The 24,655-nt window shown below is 61.5% G+C and carries 19 protein-coding genes and 1 tRNA gene; 3 read left to right on the forward strand and 17 right to left on the reverse strand.

Annotated elements, in window-relative coordinates; genetic code table 11:
- Window positions 1–86: 86 nt before the first annotated feature.
- On the reverse strand, window positions 87–1,538 hold the full coding sequence (gene gabD / locus PI990_RS30635) for an NADP-dependent succinate-semialdehyde dehydrogenase (protein WP_021220453.1): 1,452 nt from the start codon (window positions 1,536–1,538) through the stop codon (window positions 87–89).
- 320 nt (window positions 1,539–1,858) lie between these two features.
- Between gabD and PI990_RS30640 the strand changes: the two genes are divergently transcribed.
- Window positions 1,859–1,935: transfer RNA gene (locus tag PI990_RS30640), tRNA-Arg, on the forward strand.
- A 100-nt stretch (window positions 1,936–2,035) separates the two neighbouring features.
- Here PI990_RS30640 and PI990_RS30645 read toward each other — a convergent pair.
- Window positions 2,036–2,926 carry a LysR family transcriptional regulator gene (locus PI990_RS30645; RefSeq protein WP_271659415.1) on the reverse strand — a complete coding sequence of 297 codons (891 nt, stop codon included), beginning with the start codon at window positions 2,924–2,926 and terminating at the stop codon, window positions 2,036–2,038.
- Window positions 2,927–3,017: 91 nt separating this feature from the next.
- Between PI990_RS30645 and PI990_RS30650 the strand changes: the two genes are divergently transcribed.
- Entirely contained in the window at window positions 3,018–3,794 is a 777-nt protein-coding gene (locus PI990_RS30650; RefSeq protein ID WP_271659416.1) for an SDR family NAD(P)-dependent oxidoreductase, read from the forward strand.
- Window positions 3,795–3,826: 32 nt separating this feature from the next.
- Window positions 3,827–4,582, forward strand: a complete 756-nt coding sequence (locus PI990_RS30655) for an SDR family NAD(P)-dependent oxidoreductase (RefSeq protein WP_271659417.1) — start codon at window positions 3,827–3,829, stop codon at window positions 4,580–4,582.
- 308 nt (window positions 4,583–4,890) lie between these two features.
- Here PI990_RS30655 and PI990_RS30660 read toward each other — a convergent pair whose 3' ends face one another.
- From PI990_RS30660 to PI990_RS30730, 15 genes are all read right to left on the reverse strand, one after another.
- Window positions 4,891–5,424 carry a type II secretion system protein M gene (locus PI990_RS30660; protein WP_271659418.1) on the reverse strand — a complete coding sequence of 178 codons (534 nt, stop codon included), beginning with the start codon at window positions 5,422–5,424 and terminating at the stop codon, window positions 4,891–4,893.
- Complete coding sequence (gene gspL, locus PI990_RS30665) at window positions 5,421–6,527, reverse strand: type II secretion system protein GspL (RefSeq protein WP_263402495.1); 1,107 nt, start codon at window positions 6,525–6,527, stop codon at window positions 5,421–5,423. The genes PI990_RS30660 and gspL overlap by 4 nt, the downstream gene beginning before the upstream one ends.
- Window positions 6,528–6,529: 2 nt before the next feature.
- Window positions 6,530–7,507: a type II secretion system minor pseudopilin GspK gene (gene gspK / locus PI990_RS30670; RefSeq protein ID WP_043245456.1), complete on the reverse strand. Its 978-nt coding sequence runs from the start codon at window positions 7,505–7,507 to the stop codon at window positions 6,530–6,532.
- The gene (gene gspJ, locus PI990_RS30675) at window positions 7,504–8,232 is read right to left on the reverse strand and encodes a type II secretion system minor pseudopilin GspJ (protein WP_265170097.1); all 729 of its coding nucleotides are present in this window, start codon (window positions 8,230–8,232) and stop codon (window positions 7,504–7,506) included. The genes gspK and gspJ overlap by 4 nt, the downstream gene beginning before the upstream one ends.
- Window positions 8,229–8,618 carry a type II secretion system minor pseudopilin GspI gene (gene gspI, locus PI990_RS30680; protein ID WP_148304336.1) on the reverse strand — a complete coding sequence of 130 codons (390 nt, stop codon included), beginning with the start codon at window positions 8,616–8,618 and terminating at the stop codon, window positions 8,229–8,231. The genes gspJ and gspI overlap by 4 nt, the downstream gene beginning before the upstream one ends.
- A gap of 2 nt (window positions 8,619–8,620) precedes the next feature.
- Window positions 8,621–9,187 (reverse strand): type II secretion system minor pseudopilin GspH, encoded by a 567-nt coding sequence (gene gspH, locus PI990_RS30685; RefSeq protein ID WP_271661382.1) that lies wholly within the window; start codon window positions 9,185–9,187, stop codon window positions 8,621–8,623.
- Complete coding sequence (gspG, locus tag PI990_RS30690; RefSeq protein ID WP_021220442.1) at window positions 9,184–9,570, reverse strand: type II secretion system major pseudopilin GspG; 387 nt, start codon at window positions 9,568–9,570, stop codon at window positions 9,184–9,186. The genes gspH and gspG overlap by 4 nt, the downstream gene beginning before the upstream one ends.
- A gap of 49 nt (window positions 9,571–9,619) precedes the next feature.
- Complete coding sequence (gene xcpS, locus PI990_RS30695) at window positions 9,620–10,834, reverse strand: GspF family T2SS innner membrane protein variant XcpS (RefSeq protein WP_265170099.1); 1,215 nt, start codon at window positions 10,832–10,834, stop codon at window positions 9,620–9,622.
- Window positions 10,835–12,352, reverse strand: a complete 1,518-nt coding sequence (gene gspE, locus PI990_RS30700) for a type II secretion system ATPase GspE (RefSeq protein WP_271659419.1) — start codon at window positions 12,350–12,352, stop codon at window positions 10,835–10,837. It abuts the gene before it with no gap.
- A gap of 327 nt (window positions 12,353–12,679) precedes the next feature.
- Complete coding sequence (locus PI990_RS30705; RefSeq protein WP_271659420.1) at window positions 12,680–13,117, reverse strand: hypothetical protein; 438 nt, start codon at window positions 13,115–13,117, stop codon at window positions 12,680–12,682.
- A gap of 123 nt (window positions 13,118–13,240) precedes the next feature.
- The gene (locus tag PI990_RS30710; protein ID WP_271659421.1) at window positions 13,241–14,011 is read right to left on the reverse strand and encodes an ankyrin repeat domain-containing protein; all 771 of its coding nucleotides are present in this window, start codon (window positions 14,009–14,011) and stop codon (window positions 13,241–13,243) included.
- Window positions 14,012–14,167: 156 nt separating this feature from the next.
- Window positions 14,168–15,520 (reverse strand): hypothetical protein, encoded by a 1,353-nt coding sequence (locus PI990_RS30715; RefSeq protein ID WP_271659422.1) that lies wholly within the window; start codon window positions 15,518–15,520, stop codon window positions 14,168–14,170.
- A gap of 245 nt (window positions 15,521–15,765) precedes the next feature.
- The gene (locus PI990_RS30720) at window positions 15,766–16,812 is read right to left on the reverse strand and encodes a hypothetical protein (RefSeq protein ID WP_271659423.1); all 1,047 of its coding nucleotides are present in this window, start codon (window positions 16,810–16,812) and stop codon (window positions 15,766–15,768) included.
- A 297-nt stretch (window positions 16,813–17,109) separates the two neighbouring features.
- A complete protein-coding gene (locus tag PI990_RS30725) occupies window positions 17,110–18,333 on the reverse strand; it encodes a hypothetical protein (protein WP_271659424.1) in 1,224 nt (407 codons plus the stop codon).
- A gap of 118 nt (window positions 18,334–18,451) precedes the next feature.
- Window positions 18,452–24,655, reverse strand: coding sequence for a hypothetical protein (locus PI990_RS30730; RefSeq protein WP_271659425.1), 6,204 nt, complete (start codon window positions 24,653–24,655; stop codon window positions 18,452–18,454).

A 24,655-nucleotide genomic window follows, 5' to 3' on the forward strand; every position in this document is an offset into this window, starting at 1 on the left:
GGCCTGTCGGAGGCTCGACGTGGTTCATGTGGTACCGCTGGGGCGCCGCGCGCTCTTTCGCGCCTTGCCCCGTCTTTACATCAAATTCAGATACCGCCGAGGCAGAGATACTTGATCTCCAGGTAGTCCTCGATGCCGTATTTGGAGCCTTCGCGACCCAGGCCCGAGGCCTTGATGCCGCCGAAGGGCGCCACTTCGTTGGAGATCAGGCCGGTGTTGATACCCACCATGCCGTACTCCAGGGCCTCGGCCACGCGGAACACGCGGCCCAGGTCACGGGCGTAGAAGTAGGACGCCAGGCCGAACTCGGTGTCGTTGGACATGGCGATGACTTCGGCCTCGTCCTTGAAACGGAACAGCGGGGCCAGCGGGCCGAAGGTTTCTTCCTTGGCCACGGCGGCGGTCTTCGGTACGTCGACCAGGATGGTCGGCTCGAAGAAGGTGCCGCCCAGGGCGTGGGGCTTGCCGCCGGACACGACCTTGGCGCCTTTGCTCACCGCGTCCTGGATGTGCTCCTGGACCTTGGCCACGGCCTTCTCGTCGATCAGCGGGCCGGTGGTGATGCCGTCTTCCAGGCCGTTGCCGATTTTCAGCTTGGCCACGGCCACTTTCAGCTTCTCGACGAAGGCGTCGTACACGCCGTCCTGCACGTACAGGCGGTTGGCGCAGACGCAGGTCTGGCCGTTGTTGCGGTACTTGGAGATCAGCGCGCCGTCGACGGCGGCGTCGAGGTCGGCGTCATCGAAGACGATGAAGGGCGCGTTGCCACCCAGCTCCAGGGACACCTTCTTGATGTCCTGGGCGCATTCGGCCATCAGCTGGCGGCCGATCTCGGTGGAGCCGGTGAAGGACAGCTTGCGCACGATGGGGTTGCTGGTCAGCTCGCTGCCCACTTCGCCGGCGCTGCCGGTCACCACGCTGAACACGCCTTTGGGGATGCCGGCGCGCTCGGCCAGCTCGGCCAGGGCCAGGGCGGAATACGGGGTCTGCGAGGCAGGCTTGAGCACCATGGTGCAACCGGCGGCCAGGGCCGGGCCGGCCTTGCGGGTGATCATCGCAGCGGGGAAGTTCCACGGGGTGATGGCCGCGGTCACGCCGATGGGCTGCTTGATGACGATCAGGCGCTTGTCCGGCTGGTGGCCGGGAATGACGTCGCCATAGATGCGCTTGGCTTCTTCGGCGAACCATTCGATGAAGGAGGCGGCGTAGGCGATCTCGCCCTTGGCTTCGGCCAGCGGCTTGCCTTGTTCGAGGGTCATCAGGCGACCGAGGTCGTCCTGGTTCTCGATCATCAGTTCGTACCAGCGGCGCAGCTTGTTGGCGCGTTCCTTGGCGGTCAGCGCACGCCAGGCCGGCAGGGCCTTGTCGGCCGCCTCGATGGCACGGCGGGTCTCGGCGGCGCCCATCTTCGGCACGGTACCGAGAATCTCCCCAGTGGCCGGGTTGTTGACCTTGATGGTCTGGCCGCTGTCAGCGTCCAGCCAGGCGCCGTCGATGTAGGCTTTCTGGCGGAACAGGGTGGCATCTTTCAATTGCATCGCTGTCTCCTTCACACCGGTTACAAGGAGCCGGGGGCACGTTGTTTTTGTTCGGCCAACACGGGATTGGCCAGGAGGGGGATTCGATTGGAACGGCCTGACTTGGCGTTTGCAAGGGGCGTTTGAAATCTCAAACGAATCCTAGGGCCAGAGGGGGTAAAGGGCAATAGCCTGTTCGATAAAACAGACGAAAACTGGAAATATTTGCGGGTTTTGCTGTGCAGAATCGAGCACGAGCGTCATTTTCGTTCGAAATCACGAACATTCGTGCCAGCGTGGACGCTGGCAGCCCTTGCAGGTATCATTGCGCGCCTCTTCAAGCATCCGTAGCTCAGCTGGATAGAGTACTGCCCTCCGAAGGCAGGGGTCGTGGGTTCGAATCCCGCCGGATGCGCCAGATCGATGTCCCGACCGTCCCATGACGGTCGCGGCACCCCGGAAAGCCCGCCTCGCGCGGGCTTTTTCGTTTCCGCCGTTCGGCGCGCGCATCGCGGCGCTCACGCGCGGCCCGGTTCGGTGCGGGTCTGCTCGCGCAGCAGTTCGAGGTAGCGCCTGGCCGCCAGCCCGAGCGGGCGGTTCTTCAGCCAGACGACATCAACCCACAACCGCATCTGGTTGGCCATGTCGGCAAAGGCGACGTGCTCCAGCGCACCGGATGCGATCAGCGGCTGCACCAGCGGCTGGGGCAGGTAGGCCCAGCCGATGCCCGCCTGCACCAGGCCCAGCGTGGCCAGGTAGCTGTCGGTCAGCCAGACCCTGTGGGACAGCACGATCTGCGGATCCGACGCCTTGGGGTCGCCAAGCGCGACGACGATCTGCCGGAGCTCGGCCAGGCGGGATTCGCTCAGCGGCGCCTGGCTGTAGCCGGGCGCCGCGACGGCCGCCAGCAACTGGCTTCCCGCCTCGACGAAGGCCTCGCGCTCATCGATCCCCGGGCGTTCGAACACCAGCGCCAGCTGCACGCTGCCTTCATGCAGCATGCGCGTGGCATCGGCCTGGGCAGCGGAGCGGACTTCGATCTCCAGCGTCGGGAACTCACGCGCCAGCGTCGACAGCGGCTGGCTCCAGGCGCCGCTCTGCAGCTCCGGCGCCATGGCCAGCACCAGCCGCGGCTCGAGCCCGGCATGCAGTTGCAGGGCATGCGCGTCCAGCAGGTTGAGCTGGCCCGCCGCCTGCCGCGCCTGGGGCTCCAGGGCCCGGGCCGCAGCCGTCGGCAGCGCGCGGCGGGAGGAGCGGTCGAACAGTTCCAGGTCCAGCTCGGCCTCCAGTTGGGAAATCGCCATGTTCACCGCCGACGGCACGCGCCCAAGGGCCCTGGCGGCCGCCGAGAACGAGCCGGCATCCAGCACGGCGAGGAAGACTTTCAGGGATTCGCTGGTAAAGGCCATGGTGTTGTCAGTTCTGCTGATAACGGTTGTCTTTTTCTATCAGCAAAACACTTCTAGCCTCCAGCGCAATACAGCCCCGGAGGAAAGAATCATGGAACCAGCAATGATGGGCCAGGTGGCCCTGGTCAGTGGAGCCGGCAGCGAATCAGGGATCGGCATGGCCATCGCACGCCGCCTGGGGCGTGCCGGCGCGAAGCTGATCGTCACCGCGAGCAGCGCGCGAATCGCCGACCGGGTGGCCGAGCTGCGAGCGGAAGGGTTCGACGCGCAGGGACAGGCAGCGGACCTCACCGACGAAGCCGCCGTGCACGCGCTGCTCACCTGGGCGCAGGCGCAGTGGGGGCGCATCGACATCCTGGTGAACAACGCCGGCATGGCGATGCAGGGCAGCCCGGAACCCTTCGCCGAGGTGGCGGGCATGAGCCTGGAGATGTGGAACCTGTCGCTTGCGCGAAACCTCACCACCGCCTTCCTGCTGACCCGGGGCGTGCTGCCGGGCATGCGCGCCCGTCGCTACGGCCGCATCGTCAACATCAGCTCCACCACCGGAACCCGCGGCAGCAACCCGGGCGAGGCCGCCTACAGCGCGGCCAAGGCCGGGATGCTGGGGATGAACATGGGGCTGGCGCTGGAAGTGGCGCAGGAGGGCATCACCGTCAACTCGGTGGCCCCGGGGTGGATCGCCACCGGTTCGAGCACGCCCGAAGAACAGCACGCGGCGCAGTTCGTCCCCATCGGCCGGGCCGGCCGCCCCGAGGAGATCGCCGCGGCCGTGGCCTTCCTCGCCTCACCCGAGGCCAGCTACATCACCGGCGAAGTGCTGGTGGTCGACGGCGGCAACTGCCTCGTGGAAAACAAGGCGCCCTGAGCGCAGCCCTTAGCCATGCGAGAGAACAGCCCATGAATCCTGTAGTCCTGATCACCGGTGCCGCCGGCGGCGTCGGCCGCGCGTTGGTGGAACGCTTCATCCAGGGCGGCTGGCGCGTGTTCGCCACCGACCAGAACGTCCCCTCGCTCCAGGCCCTGGCCAGCGAACAGCCCCTGGCCGGCCACCTGGCCGTGGACATCCGCCAGCCCGGCGCCTGCCGCGAGGTGGTCGAGGCCGCCACCTCGGCGACGGGACGGCTGGATGCACTGGTGAACGCGGCGGGCGTGTGGCGTGAGGGGCCGGTCGAAGCCTGCTCGGAAGAGGATTTCGACCTGGTCCTGGACGTCAACCTGAAGGGCACCTTCTTCATGTGCGCGGCGGCCATTCCGGCGTTGCGCCAGAGCCGGGGAAGCATCGTCAACATCTCCAGCGACGCCGGCCGCCAGGGCAACCGCAACGCGGCCGCCTACTGCGCGAGCAAGGGCGGCGTCACGCTGCTGACCAAGACCCTGGCGCTGGACCTCGCGCCCGATGGCGTGCGCTGCAATGCGGTCTCCCCGGGCGACATCGAGACGCCGATGCTGAAGTTCCAGGCGGAGCGCTACGGCAACGGCGACCCACAGGGCTACTACCGCGAACTGCTGGCCAAGTACCCGCAAGGCGCCGACGCGCGCTTCATACAACCGGCCGAAGTGGCCGAGCTGGCCTACTTCCTCTGTCAGCCGGCAGCCGCCTCGATAACGGGCGCCGACATGGCCATCGACCGTGGGGTGTCGGCAGGGAACTGACCAGCCGACGCCACGAGCGTGCCCCGGTCACGCAGCGCCCGGAGCACCCCGTAACCGCGTCACAGCCGTTGTGTGCGCAACATCGAGTGGGGTGGCAGGAAGATCGTCAGCGGCTATGAATGCTCAGCTACGCGGCAATGGCAGTACGACGGCCCGACAGCCCACCGCGCCCTCTCGAAGGTAGAGAGTGGAACATGGCAAGCATGCCCAAACCATCATTGCTGATGGAGAGCAGGCTGAAGAGGCAGTTGTAAACCAGACGCTTACAAGTGCCTTCGATGGCAAGAGCTACCCGACGGGAGCCACCATCAGCCCCCCTGCCCCGCCACCATCAGCGTCAGCCGCGCATCCACCTTGCCGGTGGCCACCTTATCGAGGCTGGCTTCGGTGAGGGTCACGCCGCGTTTATCCAGTTCGGCCAGCCATTTCAGCATCGATTCGAACGAGGCCTGGGTCAGGGTGACCAGCAGGCCGCCGTTGCCTTCGTTGTCGAAGCGCTCCAGGGTCAGCCCCTGCTTCTGCGCGGTGCTGGTGACCAGGCCCTGGAGCTGCTCGGGGGCCAGCTCCACCTGGGCGCTGGCAGCCTGGCGGCGGGCCTGGCCGGCGTTGGCCTGAATGTAGCTGAACAGCGCCTGCTGCTGTTGCTGGTAGGCGCGGGCACGCTCGACCCGGGCGGCCACCGGCGACCAGACCGCCAGGTAGAACAGCGCCAGGGCGAGGAAACCGCCCAGCAGCTGCAGGGCCAGGCGATCACGCGGCGGCAGGTGCTGCCAGCGCTGCCACAGGGGGGATTGCTCCAGCCCTTCGCGCAGGCGCGTGCGGATGTCCGTCAGGGCGTTCATGCGCCACCTCCCAGTACCACGCGGGCAGTCACGCCCCCTTCTTCACGGCTGGCCGAACCCAGCTGCACGCTGAGGCCGGCCTTGACCAGGCGCTTGCGCAGCTTCTCCAGGTCGGCGAAATCCTTGGCACGGACCTGCAACGCCAGGTCGCCACGGGTCTGGCTGTAGTCGACGTTGGTCACCGTCAGCGCCGCCTGGGCTTCGGCTATGGCGCTGGAGGCCTGGTCCAGCAGGCTGATGAAGCCCCCCTGCGCGCGGGTGCCCTGGCTGAGGTGCTCGGCGAACTGGGCCTTGAGGTTGACGATGCGTTTGTCCTCGGGGAACAGCTGGCGATAGAGGGCGTGGCTGGATTCGACATAGGCATCGCCACTGCGCTCCAGCAGCCAGGCCTGCACCAGGTTGAAGGCCAGAAACAGCACCACGCTGACGCCTGCGAGAGCAGCGAGGGGGCGCCAGGCCGCCCAGGCGCGGCTTTCGGTACGCGGGGCGAACTCGCCCTGGGCCAGGTCGATGGCGCCTGCACGGCCGGCAGCCAGCAAGCGGTAGGGCTCGGCCTCTTCCCGTGGCTGGGTCTCGGGGGCGCACAGGGCACCGAGGGATGGCCAGTGGGCCAGGGGAAAGGCCAGGCGGGTGTCGCAGGCCCCACCCAGCAGCGCCCGCTCGCCGATCACCAGCAGCTGCTCGCCATCACGGGGCAGCAGGTCGGCGTCCACATGGATGGCGGCAACCTTGATGCCGAAGTCTTCCAGCTCTTCCAGCCACCCGGTCAATTGAGCGCGGCGCAGCACCAGCACCGGGTAGCGGCCATCGGCCAACTGGGCGCCCAGGGCCAGGTGGAACAGCTCGACATCCTCGGCGAGCATTTCCTCCACCGCATAGGGCAGCGCCTGGTGCATCAGCCGCGCCTTCTGCGTCGGCAGGCCCACCACGAAGGCACTGGCCATTTCCATGGGCAGCACCAGCGCCACCGGCCGCCCCTGGAGCAGCGCGGCGCATTCGGCCAGCGGCAGGCTGCGGCCCTCACCGGTCGCTTCCTGCCAGTGCACCTGGCAGGCGGGGCCGAGGACCGCCCCGCCGACGGGCGGGATGAATAGGCAATCCATGGTCATTCTTCCTGTGGTTCGAGGGGCGCCTGGGCCAGGTAGCCCGGCTGCCCGAGATCACGCTTGAGCACGCGGACCACGCCTTTCGGGTCGCGCTGCAGGGTGCTGAGCAATACCACCTTGCGCTCACCCAGGCGCACTTCGCTGCGCACCTGGAAATAGGCGCTGCCCACCCCCAGCCCCGCCGCGCGCACGCCGGTGCCGGCCATGGCCGGTTGGTCGAGGAAGGCGCGGATGTCCGGGTAGCCTTCACGCCCGCGCCCGCTGACCAGCGATTGGGCGGCGCCCGGGTCGAGGTTGTCGGCGAGGCAGGAGAGCACCAGTGGGCTGGCGGTGTTGACGTTGAGCGGCACCTTGGCCGGCAGCGTGGAGACCCAGGGCGCGAGCAGGCGGTAATCCTCCTCGCTCATGTCCAGCAGCAGGCGCAGTTCGGAGACGTCCTGCAGCTCGCGGCCGGCGGTGCGGTAAGGGGGTTGGGCCAGCAGGTACTGGTTGTCTTCGGCGCCGTATTCGCCGCTGGGCTCCTGGTCCTTGTCCAGCCAGTCCACCAGGCGGTCGGCATAGGGCTTCTCGATCTTCAGGCGCAGCAGCAGGCGGTTGAAGCGCTCGACGGAGAGCTTGTCCACCTTGTCGCCCTGCACCAGGCTGTTGAGGTTGAAGCGCCCGGCCAGGTCTTCGATGTGCACGCCGATCTCGCCCTGGTCGATGGGGAATACCGGCAGCGGGCGGGCCCAGTCCTCCAGGGGGTGGTCGATGGGTGCGCGCGGGTCGCTGCCCGGTTTCTTCAGGTCGCGCAGCAGCACCGACTGGCCCAGGGCCTCGCCGCCCAGGGCGTAGTGCCAGGCCTGCTGGATGGCGATGCGGTTGGCGGCGCCACGGATCGACAGCTGCTGGCGGAGGATGAGCCCCGCGCAGATGACGGTGACGATGGAGACCACCAGCAGCACGGTGACCAGGGCGACGCCCCGCTGGCGGGTCATGCGCCCTTCTCCTTGCCAGCGTCGGGCTTGGGTTCGGGCTCGGGGGTTGGCTTCTTGTCGTCGTCGGGCGTGGTGCCGCCTTCGCTGGGCTGTTCTTCCACGCCCATCTCCGGCAGCCGGTAGAGCCGGGTCAGCCCGCCGTAGTGGCGGTGCTCCAGCTTGAGTTCGACCGCCACCGGCAGGCGCCCACGGGCCTTGGCCGGGTCGGAGTCGCCCAGGCTCGGCGGCCACTGTTCCTGCCACTGGCCCTTGTCGTCGAGGTAGCGCAACTCCACCGAGCTGACGCCTTCGAGCACCTTCTGCACCCGGGGCGGGCTGTCCACCGCCTGGTCGAGCACGGACCAGTACACGCGCTCCAGGGTCGAGCCGGCCAGGCGCCAGCGCACCCGCTGCAACTGGGAGCGGGTGCTGCCCAGGGGGTTGCGCCAGCCGGCGCGGCTGAATTCGAGGGCGGCGGTGCCGTCGGTGGCACCCAGCTCGCCGACCAGGGCACCGCGTTCGTCGCCGTAGGCGTCGCGCACCACACGGGGCAGCGCCTGGCCCAGGTCACGGTCGATGGAGGCGAAGGCACGGCCCAGTTCGCGCAGGGATTTCTCATGCTCGCGGGTCACCTCGTCGGCCTTCATCACCGTTTCCAGCATGCGGTAGGTGCCGAGGCCGAGCAGGGCGAAGATGCCGATGGCGATCATCACTTCCAGCAGGGTGAAGCCGCGTTGCCGGCTCATCCACGCACCGCCAGGAAGCCGGTGAGGCTGAACACCGAGCGCTCCTTGATCGGCGCACTGGCGCCACGCTCGGGCTTGGGCGCCACCCAGACGGTGACGCGGCGCAGGCCCTTGTCGCTGGTGGCTTCGATCTCGCTGTGGGTTTCCCACTGGCGGCCGCCGTATTCCAGCACCTTGTCCTCGCGGCCTTCACCCGGGGTGGGCTGCTTGATCTGCAGTTCGGTGACGCGGTTGTCGGCGATCCAGCCGGCCAGGGTCTTGTCTTCCAGTTGCCCGGCGACGATCAGGCTGCGGCTGGCGGCAGTCAGCACCGAGGCGGCGACCGTGGCGAAGATGGCCAGGGCCACCAGCACCTCCAGCAAGGTGAAGCCACGGGCACGGCGCATGCTCATCGCTCCTTGGCCTGCTCGGCGCTGGGCAACTGGTAGCCATCGCTGGCCAGGGCGTAGGCGTTGCCATCGGCGCGGCGTTCTTCCAGGCGCAGGCTGAAGGGCGTGAGCTCGCCGCTGGAGAGGATCAGCACCTGGGGCACGGGCTTTTCCTTGCGCTTGTCCTTCTCCGGCTCGTCCTTGGCCAGGCCGGGGCGGCTTTCTTCCTTCACCTTGGGCTCGGGCAGCTTGAGGGCCTCCCCTTCCAGCTCCAGGCTCAGGCGCATCCAGGCGGCCGGGCGGCGTTCCGGGCGGGTGGCGTCATCGGCCCAGGTGCCGGAGGCGTTGTCGTAGGCCAGCACCCGATAGCTTTCGGCCGTCACCAGCAGTCCGTACTCGCGGCCGTCCAGCACCGCTTCGTCGGCCAGAATGGCGATGGTCGCGGCCAGGCGCTCGGCCTCGTCGCGCAGCTCGCGGCCGCTGCTGGCATTGCCGTTGGCGAGCACGGCCACGCTGACCAGGCAGCCGATGATCACCAGGACCACCAGCAGCTCGATCAGGGTGAAGCCGCGCTCGCGCTCCATCAGTTTTCCCAGTTACCGATGTCGGCATCGGCGTCGGTGCCGCCTTCCTTGCCGTCGGCGCCGAAGGAATACAGGTCGTAGGCGCCCTTGGTGCCGGGGGCCAGGTACTGGTAGGGGTTGCCCCAGGCATCCACCGGCAGGCGCTTGAGGTAGCCGTCCTTGTTCCAGTTCTTCGGCTGCGGGTTGCCGCTGGGCTTCTTCACCAGTGCTTCCAGGCCCTGCTGGGTGCTGGGGTAGGCGAAGTTGTCGAGCTTGTACATGTCCAGCGCGGCGCCGATGGCCTTGATGTCGCCCTTGGCGACCGTGACCTTGGCCTGGTCCGGGCGGTTCATCACCTGGGGCACCACCAGCGCGGCGAGGATGCCGAGGATGACGACCACCACCATGATTTCGATCAGGGTGAAGCCTGCTTGCGTACGGCCTGATTTCACGCGGTTACCCCACGAGCTGGTTGAGGGAAAGGATGGGCAGGAGGATAGCGAGGACGATGACCAGCACCACCGCGCCCATGAACACCAGCATGAAGGGCTCGAACAGCCCCACCAGCATGGCGATGCGGGCGGCCAGGTCGTTCTCCTGGTTACGCGCGGTGCGGGCCATCATCTGGTCCAGTTCCCCGGATTTTTCGCCGCTGGCGATCATGTGCAGCATCATCGCGGGGAACTCACCGCTCTGCTCCAGGGCGCGGGTCAGGCTGCTGCCTTCGCGCACCTTCTGCGCCGCCACTTCCACCTTGGCGCGGATGGCTCGGTTGGCCACCACCTGGGCGGCGATGCCCAGCGCCTCCACCAGGGGTACGCCGCTGCGGGCGAGAATCGCCAGGGTGGAAGCGAAACGCGCGGTGTCGGTAGCCCGCACCAGACGCCCCACCAGCGGGATGCGCAGCAGGATGATGTGGAAGCGCAGGCGCGCAGCGTCCCTGCGCAGCGACGCCTTGAGCGCGCTGATGCCGGCCACCGCCAGCAGCAGGATCAGCCAGCCCCAATGCTTGACCACCTCGCTGGTGGCGATCAGGCCACGGGTCAGAGCCGGTAGCTCCTGCCCGGTGTTGACGAAGACCTTGACCACGTCGGGCACCACGTAGCCCAGCAGGAAGCCGACGATGCCGAGGGAGGCGCACATCAGGATCACCGGGTAGAGCAGCGCGAGCTGGACCTTCTGCCGCGATTGCTGGCGTTGCTCGGTGTAGTCGGCCAACTGCTCCAGCACCGGGCCGAGGTGGCCGGCGTGCTCACCGGCGGCGACGGTGGCGCGGTACAGGTCGGGGAAGGCACTGGGGAATTCCTTGAGGGCACCGGCCAGGCTGTGGCCTTCCAGCACCTTGGAGCGCACCGCCAGCATCATGGCCTTGACCCGGCCACTCTCGCTTTGCGCGGCGACGGCGCCGAGCGCCTCCTCGATGGGCATGGCGGCCTGCACCAGGGTGGCCATCTGCCGGGTGAGCAGGGCCAGTTCCATGGCCGAGAGCCCGCGCTGGAAACTCCAACGGCTGCCCACCGATTCCTGGCGGGTGCGGGTGGGCTTCACGTCCAGCGGGGCGAGCTGGCGGTCGCGCAGCAGCTGGCGCACCTGGCGGGCGCTGTCGCCTTCCATCACGCCCTTCTTCTGCTGGCCCCGGCTGTCCAGGGCGATGTATTCGAAGGCGGCCATTTATTCTTCCCGGGTCACGCGCAGCACTTCTTCCACCGTGGTCACGCCTTCGAGGATCTTGCGCCGGCCGTCATCGCGGATGCTGGGGCCGCTGGTGCGGGCGTGACGGGTCATCTCCTGTTCGGAGGCGCCGTTGTGCACTAGGGTGCGCATGTGGTCGTCGAAGACCACCAGTTCGTAGATGCCGGTGCGGCTGCGGTAGCCAGACTGGTTGCATTCGGCGCAGCCCCGCGCGCGGTGGAGCGTCGGCGGCTGCGCCGAGTCGAGCCCCAGCACGTCGCACTCGGCGGCGTCCGCCTGGTAGGGCTCCTTGCAGTGGGAACAGAGCACGCGCACCAGGCGCTGGGCGAGCACGCCGAGCAGGGAGGACGACAGCAGGAAGGGCTCGACGCCCATGTCCACCAGGCGGGTGATGGCGCCGATGGCACTGTTGGTGTGCAGGGTGGACAGCACCAGGTGACCGGTGAGGGACGCCTGCACGGCGATCTCGGCGGTCTCGCGGTCGCGGATCTCGCCCACCATCACCACGTCCGGGTCCTGGCGGAGGATGGCGCGCAGGCCGCGGGCGAAGGTCATGTCGACCTTGGCGTTGACCTGGGTCTGGCCGATGCCTTCGAGGTTGTACTCGATGGGGTCTTCCACCGTGAGGATGTTGCGGGTGCCGTTGTTCAGCGTCACCAGGCTGGCGTAGAGGGTGGTGGTCTTGCCCGAGCCGGTGGGGCCGGTGACCAGCAGGATGCCGTGGGGCTTGCGCACGGTCTCCTCCATCTGCGAGCGGTCGCGGGCACTCATGCCCAGGTGCTGCAGGGTCAGGCGGCCGGCCTGTTTGTCCAGCAGGCGCAGCACCACGCGCTCGCCGTTGGCGGACGGCAGCGTGGAGACGCGGATGTCCACTTCACGCCCGGCCACACGCAGGGAAATACGGCCGTCCTGGGGCACGCGTTTTTCAGCGATATCCAGCTTGGCCATGACCTTGATCCGCGACACCAGCAGCGCCGCCAGCTCACGCCGGGGCTGCACCATCTCGCGGAGGATGCCGTCGATGCGGAAGCGCACCACGAGGCGCTTCTCGAAGGTCTCGACATGGATGTCGGAAGCGTTCTCCTTGATGGCCTCGCCGAGGATGGCGTTGATCAGGCGGATGATCGGCGCATCGTCCTCCTGTTCCATCAGGTCCTCGGTTTCCGGCACCCGTTCGGCCAGGCTGGCGAGGTCGAGCTCATCGCCCAGGCCCTCCACCATCTGCATGGCGGCCGAGGAGTCGTGTTGATAGGCGAGGCTCAGCGCGGCATCGAATGTCGCCGCGTCCAGCTCCTGGAACGCCAGGGGCCGCCCGACGAAACGCAACGCCTCCCCCACCGCCGCCAGGGCCGTGCCCGGCCGATACACCAGCCGCGCCCCATCCACCCCGAACTGGACCAGCACGCCGTGGCGCTTGGCATAGGCGAACGGCAACCGACGCAGGCTGACGGCCTCGGCTGGGGAGTCGACGGGATCAAGAGGGCTGGCGCTGGGCATCGCAGAATCCATTGCGTTGGAGGCCGACGGACAGCAGGCGGGGTCCCGGCCTGCTAAAGCCTTGAGCGCCACCGCAACCCGGACGGGGAGCGATGGCACGGTGCAATTAAATCACAGATGAAGTGCCCAGGAATGGGCGGCACAGCGAGGAATGTGGGGTGGTTCCTATGCAGGGAGGTGGCGCGACGAATGGCGCGCCTGCACAGGCTACAGGCCAACTGCACAACTGAATGTGCAGAGCCTAAAAGAATTCATGATGAATCCAGAAAAGTGCATTAGACGCGGGATAACACCAAGGAGAAGTGACGAGCAACACTCCATCAAAAATTAAAAATATTGATTCACGACCTCAGGGTAGTCCTGACACTTGAGAACACCCTTATCAAAAAAATAATGAAGACCACATCTATGCTCAATGCCGTCTTCAGTCACAACAACCTCACATTCATCCGCGTACAGAAACGCCGACAAATTTCTACAACCCTGACTGTAAAGTCGCCTCATGACTCGCTCTATAAGCTCAGGCCCTTCTGAACCTACCAAAATCAGCAACTCTAGGCTGCCGTCATCGAAAAGCCTTAAGCTTTCCAAAAAACCTATAAATCCAGATCTCCCTGCATCTAAGAACGTCGTCCAATTGCAGTTCGATACTCTGCATATCAGATCATCAGGAAAGTGGCAAAGCACCCTGCCGTCCGGCTCTAAAAAAGCTTCCAACCAAGGAGAGTCATCAGCCTTGAAAGACAGCTCAATATCGAACTGCATTAGCGCAGCCTCCTTTACGCGACGCTGAATACCGAGCATTCCATGAGACAGCGGATTGTGAGAACGCGAAGCAAGCCATTATCAATCACATGTCTGGCATGAATGAGAAACGTCAAGAGACAATCAGCAGGAGCTTTCAAGAAGAGAAATTATTCTATCCACCTGACCTCCAAGATTAAGGTGCCTTTTGTATTCCTTAACATGTTCCGCGAGTTGCAACAAACTCGTTCCTTTACTTGCATAAGCATCTGCACTCGCCCCTTTCTCTAAAAGAGCCCTAACAGCCTGCTCACTGCCTGCTGTGATGGCGCACCTCAGTGGAGTGTCAAACTCATTGGCCCCCATCACGTTGATATCCTGAGAAAGAGCAATGAGCTTAGGCACATACCTATTGCGCCCTTGCGAAATCAGGTGCAAAAGCCGGTGGTGCTCTCCCCAAGGCGCATCAACATCAATACCGTTAGCTACGAGCCGCTCAAAGAATTCGTCCGACTCTGAACCAGCCTCTCTATCATGAAGTTTCGTCAACGCAAATACGGGGGCATTATCTTCCGAGTCAGTCTGTACTGCAGCACCTTGATCCAGCAAATACATGATGGACTGATGGCAAGATGGAGTCCAAAGAGAGGCGAGCGTCTGATTCTCCACAGTTCCGTAGCGCTTGATTGCCAGTGTCGTATTGAGATAAGTCGGCATTCCAGCCTCAATGAGAGCACGGAGAATTTCAAGATTATTCGTCTCTATGGCTATCGCTATCGGATACCCATCGACGGTCCAAGGCTCCTTCAGGTCTTCCCCTGCAGCTATTAAATTCTGAACTCGTTCAGTATCTTGGCACCCACAGGCATCGGAAAGCTCCATATGAAAGCGCTTTATCTTTTTTACTATCTTCATAATCAGAACTCTCCAATAATCATAAAAATTTCATCTGGCACGGACGAAATGCGTTCACATCCGTGGAACTACAAAGCGAAAATGAACAGTTAGAGTTTATTGCATCATTAGACTGTTCGCCCATGCGGAGAAGCAACATTGTGATTGTGCGCAGCGTTACGGAGTGCGAGTGCTCCAAGTGATGATCGGATCAGTGAGTGATGCCTTGCTTCCCTCTGGGGATAACATACCGGATGTGCGGAAGTATCGGAGGTAACTCGGCAAGAAAGCCTGCTCGAATTCATTCGGAGCAATCGACGTGGTTACTTCGATATGGAATTGGCCATCAAACTCGCAGTCCAGAATTTCTTCCGACTCGTTGTAAGCCCCACTGCAGGACTCGCTGAGGAGCCTACCCAGCTCATAGGCAGCTGAACGTATGGCGCGGTTGGGGGACGTATCCTCGATGCGCAGCCTATAACCGTGCTTGCCCTTGACACTTGAGGCCGCCTGGCTCACTTCGACGACTGGACTCAGATCGAACTCAAGCAGTTCAGAAGTGAGCGGCTGGCCGGTTTTCCAAAGCAGAACCGCATTGTCCGAGAGCAGGACATCGCGCCTGAGGGTGACATAGTTGTAACCGCCAACGAAGCCGCCTTGGAAATTGATGACCCAAGGAGCCGACCAATTCAGCACCTGGACTTCGGATGCATCTTTCAGCGCCACTGATATCAGCACCTGACTCTCGCCATCGCGGTTGACGGCCACATACAGGTGCTGCTCGTCACACCAGAGGCGGACCTTGGCCTGGTCAATATCCAGAGGGGTGTCGAAAACATGCCGGGGCTCAAGCGTTGCCGATTCGCCGTCATAGTTCAGTTGCTTGATTCCCTGTGCATCTACCAAGTAGGTAAGGCCGGAAGCGGACTGCACGACACCGCACACAGCTTCACTGACACTGATGGTGGAGGTCAGTTGCTGCTTGCTGACATCGTAGATCTGGTAGTCAGACCCTAGGGCATGCTTGAACAGGGCAAAGAGCTCGGTAAAGAAAACCGGCTGCTGTCGACCAACCGATACGGTGATGGCCTGCAAATGGCTGAGCTTTTCACCCTGCAGCGAAAAGAGCTGCGAGGTTTTTTCTTTCGATAGAGCCACCCAAGTACTGGCGAAATATTCGTCTCCTATAATGAGTGGCAAGCGCCCCAACTCATTACCGCTCCAGTCATGAACTCCGTAAAATTCATTACCTTCAGCGTCTACGGACATCAGCATGCAATACGTTTCATTACCACCAACGAAGAGGTCACGGGTGTACCACTCTTTGCCACTGGTGATGACGGTGCTGCCAGTTTTCCTGTACACGTTGAACACCTCAGCTTTCGAGGTGGCAAAGCGCAAGTAGGTTGCGTCAGGCGGAATAAGCTTGACCCCCGCGGAGGAAACGAGTGCACCGGACTCTTCGGTGTTTATGGAAAGCCCTTGCGGAACGAACCGGAAAGAGGCGTTTCCAACGATATTGACTAGCAAAACTCGCTCCCACTTTCTCGATAGTTGTACTAAAGGATTGAGAGAACCGGTGTTGGCATCGTAAAGATCATTGCGCTGATCTTGCTTGGCGGAAATAATTCAGTGCAGCTAAACCATAGGTAACGAAACATTCGATGCAGGCGCCCGAATCTGGCATTGAAGCACAAGCCAATCTCAACCTTTTGTTTTTTTGAAAAACCAAGAGACTCCGCCCCCCCACATCCTCACACCCAATCAGTTCTCGATCAGTCAGAATATTTAAAGAACTGAATTGCGCCAGCATTACCCATCGGCTCCACGTAAACTCCTGAGCTTCCTATAAAAATGCCATTCCCAGGAAGCGCCAACTCTCTCTCCCACAATAACTCAAGTGTATCCGGATCTCGGATACACACATAATAATTCTCCTTAATCTGGCCCCTCTCCTCCACGGTATACATCCTCCCATCATCGAAAGCCAGATACCACTCAACGGTCTCAGGTAGGAAAGGCCCAGAGGTTGAGCCGTCGTTAATATTCAGCTTCCACAAGCCATTGCGAACGATAAAAAGGGTACCACTATACGCCGTGACTGCCCCTCCTTCCGTAGGATAGGGCACTCGTTTGCAAGACGAGCTAGTTAGGTCAATACAAGAAAAAAAAGTACTGTCCCGATTTTCATAGACTGCAAAATTCCCGGTAAATTTGGGAACTAGATAATCAATTGACTCTTGGATAGAGCATATGAGCTCAGGAAGCCCACCCGCATCGCTTAAGCGATAAAACTTGGAAATATCATCCGCAATTTTCCAGCCATATATTTTCCCGTCATGATGACGTGCGAACTGTATACCTAAATCTAGGATTTCATAGGTAAAATCCACCAGACTCAGTGAAATATACAAGCCCGGCGAACCTGATTCCGAGAGCTCGATTAGAACTCTATTGCCCTCAACTTCAATAGCATAGGGCCAGCTTGGTTCATCGAACGCTGGAATAGTTCGAAGATCAAAGCAGACAATACCGCTGCTTTTAGCGATAAGAAGCGGCCCAGCCAATATGTGTCTAGCCAGATAGACCCAGCGACTGCCATCACTTTGGTCCTCAACCACCCACTTCATAGCACCAGTTGAGGCATCCAGAGCACTGACGAATGAATGGGTCCTCTCATAGAGAATCGCAGCATAAACACTATCTTCATCTGCAGAAAATGTCTGGGCGATAACGTAGTAGCCCGGTGTAACTACCTTTTCACTTAAGTTTTTCTTACCACCAAAAATCAGTAAATCTCTACTCAAAGCTTTGAAATCCATCTGTTATACCCGCCGAAGTCAGTTAACAATTCTTTAAAACACAGCATTTCAACGAGAGAACTTCATCAAGTTCGCCGAGGTGGTTCCCGTCAACTTAAAGCCTTGACCAACACCACCACCCATACGGGAGCAATGGCACGGTGCAGATAAGTCATGGGCCGTAGGCGCATTGGTGGAACAGTGCACAGGAAATACGGCCGCTTGTTAGGAATTACAAAGCGGATACACATTGGTAATTTTCCGCGCAACGAGGTTGCTCAGCCACACGGCGAAGCAACCTCGCGATTGTGCGCAGCGTTACGAAGTGCGTGGGTTCCAAGTAATGATCGGATCAGCGAGCGACGCTTTGCTTCCTGCTGGGGATAGCCCACCGAATTTTCGGAAGTACTGGATATAAGCCGGCAGGAAAGCCTGCTCGAACTCACTCGGAGCAACAGGCGTCGCTATTTCGATATGAAATTGACCATCGAACTTGCGATCCAGAATTGTTTCAGACTCGTTATACGCCCCACTGCAGGACTCACCGATGACTCTTCCAAGCTCATAGGCAGCCGAACGTATGGCGCGGTTGCAGGACGAATCTTCGATCCGCAGCCTGTAACCGTGCTTACCCTTGGTACTCGAGGTTGCCTGGCTCACCTCGACGACTGGACTTAGATCGAAGTCAAGCAGTTCAGGGGAGAGTGGCTGACCGGTCTTCCAAAGCAGAACTGCGTTGTCCGAGAGCAGGACATCGCGCCTGAGGGTGACGTAGTTGTAACCGCCAACGAAGCCGCCATGGAAATTGATGACCCAAGGAGCGGACCAACTCAGCACTTGGACTTCGGCTATATCTTTCAGCTCCACTGAAATCAGCACCTGACTCTCGCCATCGCGGTTGACGGCCACATACAGGTGCTGCTCATCACACCAAAGGCGGACCTTGGCCTGGTCAATATCCAGAGGGGTGTCGAAAACATACCGGAGCTCAAGCGTTGCCGATTCGCCGTCATAGTTCAGTTGCTTGATTCCCTGCGCATCGACCAAGTAGGTAAGGCCGGAAGCGGACTGCACTACGCCGCACACAGCTTCACTGACACTGATGGTGGAGGTCAGTTGCCGCTTGCTGACATCGTAGATCTGGTAGTCAGATCCTGGGGCATGCTTGAACAGGGCAAAGCACTCGGTAAAGAAAATCGGCTGCTGTCGACCAACCGATACGGTGATGGCCTGCAAATGGCCGAGCTTCTCACCCTGTAGCGTAAAGAGCTGCGAGGTTTTTTCTTGCGACAGAGCCACCCAGGTGCTGGCGAAGTACCTGTCGCCCACAATGAACGGCAGACGACCTAACTCACTGCCGTCCCAGTCATAGACGCCATAAAATTTATTGCCTTCAGCGTCTACGGACCTGAGTACACAATACGCCTCATAGCCGCCGATGAAGAGGTCGCGGGTATGCCACTGTCTGCCATGAGCGATGACTGTGCAGCCATCCTCTTTGTACGAGTTGAACACCTCGACTCCCGAGGTGGCGAAGCGCAAATAGGTCGCCTTAGGTGGAACAAGCCTGACCTCCGTAGCGGAGACAATCGCACCAGACTCTTTAGTGTTTATAGAGAGCCCCTCGGTAGCGAGCCGGAATGAGGCGTTCCCAACGATATTAACTACCAACCTTTACTCCTCCCAAAATGATCCGCAAAGCTGCCTCCACCTCATCCTTCACTTCAGAATAATCATCCTTGCCAGCCTTCTTCGCTATGTACTCCTGAATATTGCCACCCTCTTTATTTATAGCTTTTATAGCTGCTTTTATGAGTTCATCTCGATTAATTCCCGTCGACGAGCCCTCTACAAATTCCCAGCGCACCTTCTTGCCAGCACCTTCGCCTGTCATATACCCCAATACATCTTTGAGCAGCTGACCCGGCGGCCCATCTTCGCCATTTTCCTTCTTGAAGACGTTCATGGCATTTGCGATATGAGTTTCACCTTTATTTTGAGTCCAGTATTTCGACTCGATAAAATATTCGTCTCCATTAATCTTTACATGCGCATCGTAATGGCGAGTACCACCTACTGTCTTCGTAGCCTTTTCAAAGGCCAGAACTTCCATATCCTTGCTTTTATCGATAAGACGCTTGATGACCTGCAAAGTACCTGCGCCACCCCGGGCAACGAATACCCTGTCGACCTCGACGCCATCTTTACGCGTTGCGGTAGTGCCCAGTTGCTCAAAAACCTTATTCATATCCGTGGCTGGACTCTTGGTGGCGAAGAGATGTTTCTCTATCTCACCAATGTCCTTCACGAACTCTCCCATGGTCCGGCCGTTAAAGCACAGCGGAGGGCTGCAAGGTGTCTGGCGGAAGGCCGCCAAGGCACTCTCTGAGCCTCGCGAATAGATGGCCATCAATGCGACCAATTCATCCGATTTGCCTGCCAGTTCAGCCAAAGGCGTCCCTTTCGCTGCTTCCAGCTCCTTGATTACCTTGGTAAACACTGCGCCCGCGTTTTTATCCGTACCGACTTTCTTTGCGCTCTCTTGCACTCTTGTCAACACGGCGAGAAGGTCGCTGGCCTTCCCCGCCACCGCTGCATGGGCCGGTCCAACGACAAAGCCAACCAGTGATTCAACGCCCGTTTCGAGAGCGCCTCGCTGTACAAATAGCCCTCCCTCTTCCGTCATCCAATAGGCGTAGACCGTCCATATTTCAAAATCTTCGGCCGTCTTGATCGCGCTAAAGATGAACTCTTTCAGGGCCGGTCCTTCGAAGGCCACCAGCGCCACTATCTGCAGCATCGGAATGACCTTCTTCAGCGCCTCGACTTTCTGGCCCGAGACACCGTTCAACACCTTCTTGTCCAGGTAGGTGACCAAGGTGCTGATCACGGTACTGCCCTTGAGGACCTTGGAAGCCGTCTTGCCACCGGCCAGGGCCGCGTCAACAGCAATGCCTGCACCGGTAAACTCGGCCAGGGTGCCGATGATCCCCAGCCCAGCGAACACATAGGTCGGGTAGTCGAATTTCTCCGTGTTATCGGTGTAGTAGTAATAGCTGTGGATAACGAAGTCGCGGATATCGCCCACCAGCAACATGCTGGCAACGAAGTCGCAGATGGTGGAGACCGCGTTGTCGGTAGAGCCGGTCACTACCCCATCCAGGCACTTGGCCAGGTAGATGGCAGTATTGCCCAGGGCGTTGATCTGGTTTTGCAAGCCGGTGATCAGCCCCAACTCGGCATAGGCAACAGTGGTCTGCCACACCCCCTTCGCAGTCTTGACTTTGATCTCGGCCTGACGAACCTTCTTCTGCAGTTCGCACTTGACTATGAAGTTCAGCAACGCTTCGGCGGCGTTGATGGTCGGGGTAACCGGTACCACCGCACAGGCATCCTCGCCATCGGCCACCGCCTGGGCGACCAGGATGCGGCTGATGGTGACGAGCAAGCCTTGGTTGGGGTTCTCTCGCAGTGCCAGCAGGTTGCTCAGGTTGGAACTGATGCGGAATCTCGCCTTGCCATCGCTACCGACCCGGGCGGAACCTTGTTCGCCACCGCCGCCGGCAATGGTCACAACAGGCGCCTGGGTCCAGTCGAACAAGCCAAAGCGGTTGATCGCACCCTTGAAGCCCTTGCCCACGACGGCGGCGTACTGGCCGGACGCTTTCTTCAGAGGGCCGCTCAGTGAGGCGGTGAATGTTTGGTCATCCACCTGCAGAATCAATTTCTGCGCCACCACATGGACCCCCATGCGGTGCCACTGCTCCTTGCTGACCGGCTGGCTGAGCAGCTCGACATCGGCATCCTGGGTCTGCGCGGTCACCTTTACCCGGCCGTCGCCCGTCAGTACCGCCTTCAGGCCACTGGCCGCGTAATCGAGCAGGTTCTTGCCGAAGGCCCCTTCATCGGGACGGAACGACAGGGTCGCCCCCACATCATCGGTACGCGCCAGCGCCTGGTCGTAGGGCACGCCGGCATAGCCGTCATCCGTGGTTATCTGGATGAAGCGGTCCTCGCGTCGCACCCCCTGGCCCTGGGGTGTGGCGTTGTGCAGCTTGATCTCTCGCTGGAACTCATCGTCCAGGAAGCGGCCATCGGCCGAAGGCCCATACAGCCCCCAGAACGCAGCAGGTAGCAAGTTCGGTGACAGGTAATCGCGCAGGTCGATCTCGACCTCTTCGCCCACTTCACCCTTGAGCACAATGTCGGTTTCAGCGTGCTGGCCGTCAGGCGATGAGCCGAAGCGGGAGGAAATCAGCAGCGGATTGGAAACCTCCAGATCATTGCTCAGCGCATCGACCTTGAGCGACATGGGGAACAGCTTGTCGTTGATGCGGGCAATCAGCTTGCCCTCGCCGACAAAGTTGCCGGCATCCAGGCTGGTGCGCACGCTGTTGTCACTGCCCAGGGTCAGCGTGCCGTTGGTGACAGCACCCCGCAGGGCGGTGACCTGAATCTGCACACCGGAAAGATCCGGTGTGTCGGACTCGGCATGAATGGTGACCGGAACATTGCCACCACGGGGAATTTCATCCGGGGCATCGACCACCAGCTTGATGTCATCCACGGTCAGCGTGCGTTCCTCCACCACATCGCCAACCTTGATGGAGTAGTTTTTCTCGCCCGCTTCCTTGTCACCCTTGAGGACCAACTGGACCTTGCCATTGACCGTCGCGGTATCGCCGCTGACCGCGATGTCCTCGCCCAGGATTTCCACCAACGTACCGTCGGCGACGGTATTGCCGAACTTGTCCTTGGCGAGAATATCGAGGGTGATCTTTCCCGCCCCCGAAATGGCCGTGCGACCCTGGGCGTTCGCCGTCACGGTATGGGGCTTGCCGGGTACGATCTCGAAAGTGGCGGTTTTCGGGTCGATGACATAGGGCTCGCTGAACTTCGCCGTCACCGTGGCGCGATTGCCAGCCTTTGTGGTCAGTTTCAGGGCATTGGCGAAGGTGCCCGTCATGTTGGTGTCCGAGGCCTTTTCCAACTGCCCGTTGCCGCTGACCGACCAGCTCAATGAATAGCGATGGGTGTTCTTGTCCTCGTTGGGGCGTAACACCACGGCACTCAAGCCCTGGGAAACCAACGCCGCATCGTCGGCGGAGACCTTGATCGTTTCTCCACCAGCCATGGGCACCGGCAACAGCACGATGTTATCGAACGCCCACTCCCACAAGATGTTGCTCACATCATTGTTGGCATACAGGCGGATGCTCATGAAGTCTTCCGGCTGCAGCGCCGACAGGTGATTGAGGTCGGTGAACTGAATGGTCTTGCTCGGCCCGTACTTGACCTTCACTTCCGACCCGCCCATCGCCAGTACCATCTCCCGCTCCCCCTTCATGTCGAAGGGGTCGAGCTGGGCGAACTGGCTTTGCAGCAGCGAGTAGAGGAAGTCGATGACCCTGTCGGAAGCGGTGATGGCGGCCTGGTTCAGATCGATCTTGGTACCGGCATCGCTGGCCAGTTCCTTGCGCTTGATCTGATCGACCGTCAGGTCATACAGGCTGAACTGCATCTCGGGCCGGTACTTCCATTCGTACCTGGGCTCCGGCTTCTTGAAAGTCTGCTGGGGAAACGACTTGACCGCCTTGCGATAGGCCTGGCGTGACAGCTCGCTGGCCTCTTCATCGTTGAGCGGCACCCTGACCGGCACATAGTGGGTCGGGCGGTACTTCAATACACCGCTGCCCGAGCCGTTGGAGGAGAAGTCCGGGTTGCGGTTTTCCGGCTGGCCGGTCACCTGCAGATACAGGTGCTGCTTGGCCAATATTTTCTCCGGCAGCTGGATCACCTGCACTTGCTGGCCCGGCTTGATCTTGAACTGCGAGAGGCTGTTGGCGCCTTCCGGTGCCAATTGATTGGCCGCGACGATTTTCGCCAGCCGACCGGTGAAGCCATAGTCCGCCAGTTCCTCCGGCAGGGCTCCCCCATCGGCATCCTGCCAATCGGTATAGATCGCGATGCTGATATCGGTGCCGAGCCCGGCACCTTCATTACCAATGAGCTGCTTCTTCAGCTCGCCCTTGGTCATGCCCTTTTCGATCTTGTTCTTGCGCTCGGCCCAGACCTTGAGGTTCGGCGGCGCCAGCTCGATGCGCTGATCGGCGAAGTTCAGCAGGTTGCCGCTGGCCACGGCGGACTCGAGCTTGACCTTGACGCTACCGATATAGCCGGTAGGGCGGTTGATGGCGATGATGCGCACCGTCTCGCCGGCCTTGAGGTGATTGGCCGCGCGCTTCTGGAACTCTTCCTTGAAACCGCCGGCGCTCTGCCACTTGCTGAAGGCCGCCTCGCCGGTGCGGCCAGCGATGGCGTAGTAGTTTTCCTTCGAGCCGCGCAGCTGGATGGTGTAGCGGAAGCTGCCGGTCTTCTCGTCGACACCTGAGTAGTTCTTGTACAGCTCGTCCTCGTGCAGCCCGCGCCGCTCGGCCACGAGCTGGCCGTTGGACTCGCGGAACACGTAGATGTCCGTGTCCTTCAGGTCGTCCTTGCTGATGCTCTCCAGAAGCCCGCGATCCTCGAAATCGGGGGCTATATCGATCAGCCTTGTGAAGTCGGGCTGCGCGGCCTCACCACCAGACGACTCCGCACTCGCACTGCTGGATAGATAAATCCCCTGCAGTTCGGCTTCTTCGAGCGTCGTCTTTTCGAAGACCTCTTTCGGCTTGCCATCTACCTGCTTGACGACCTTCTTGCCCGGTACGACCTGATCCGGCTTTTCATCACCGTCGAAGTCGTAACTCTGCTGGAGATAGTTGTCGCGCTTGCCGGTCTTGTCACTGTGGGCGGTCTTGTCGCCGAGCTTCACGCCGCCACCGAACTGCGCCGAGCCATCCAGCACCATCAGGTCGATGGGGAAATCCGCAGCCTGCTTCATCGGCGTTGCGATAGTAGCGACGATCGCTGCCGCCTCCAGGCTCCACAAGCCCAAGCCGTTGCAGGAGTCATAGTCCGGCCGGGTCAGGTAGTAGGGCATGTTGGAGCTGCCCCGGGGGTTGAAGCGCTTGTAGTAGAGCTCCAGGTAGGCCGGGGTGGTGTACTCGAAGAAGAACCCGGGGCAAGGCGGCAGGAAGTAGTTCATCTTGTACTTGCCGTCGTCGTCCGTCAGGGCATAGCCGCCGGTGACGTGGCTGCCCAGGGTGACGCCCACGCCCGGTAGCGGGCCGTAGATCTTGGCGTCGCGGTCGCGGGTGTTCTTGTCGTCGACCTTGCCGTCCTTGCCGAAGAAGCCGGCGCGAAAGCCGATGCTGTTGGTGCCCTGGTGGAGGATCTGCCCTTCCTTGGACAGCAGCAGCGCCTTGCTGCTGGAGGACGGGGTGACGTTGCTGTCGATGGGCATCTGCAACAGCAGCAGTTCATCGCCCTTGGTGCTGAAGCGTTCCTTCTCGCCGCGCACCAGCACGGTGAGGCTGCTGGGGCTCAGGCTGGGCTTGTCGATGGCCTTGCCATCCACCGTCTTGAAGGACTTGCCCCGGTAGGTGGCGGCGGTCATCACCTCGCCGTTCGGATAGCGCTCGCGGGCATCCTTGAGCCGTTGCAGGTAAGCGCGGTAGACGTCGCCGGACATCACCTGGGCCTGCTCCAGCGAGCCGGTGGCTTCGCCGATCTCGCGGGCTTCCTTGCCGTCGCTGCCGTATTCCACCCAGATGGGTTTGCCGTTGGGGCTGAGCACGATGGCGCGGGTGTAGACGGCCCCGAACTTGTAGTAGGTCTGCGGGACATAGATCCCGGGGATCAACCCGAAGCCGAAGAACGCCTGGGCCGTGGCGGTCCAGCCGGCCAGCAGTGCACCCAGGGCCAGGCCCAGCCATGCGCGACTGCGGCGTTTCGATTCGGAAGGCATGACCAACATATCCAT

This window comes from Pseudomonas sp. TUM22785 (assembly GCF_028198105.1).
Classification (GTDB): domain Bacteria; phylum Pseudomonadota; class Gammaproteobacteria; order Pseudomonadales; family Pseudomonadaceae; genus Metapseudomonas; species Metapseudomonas solani.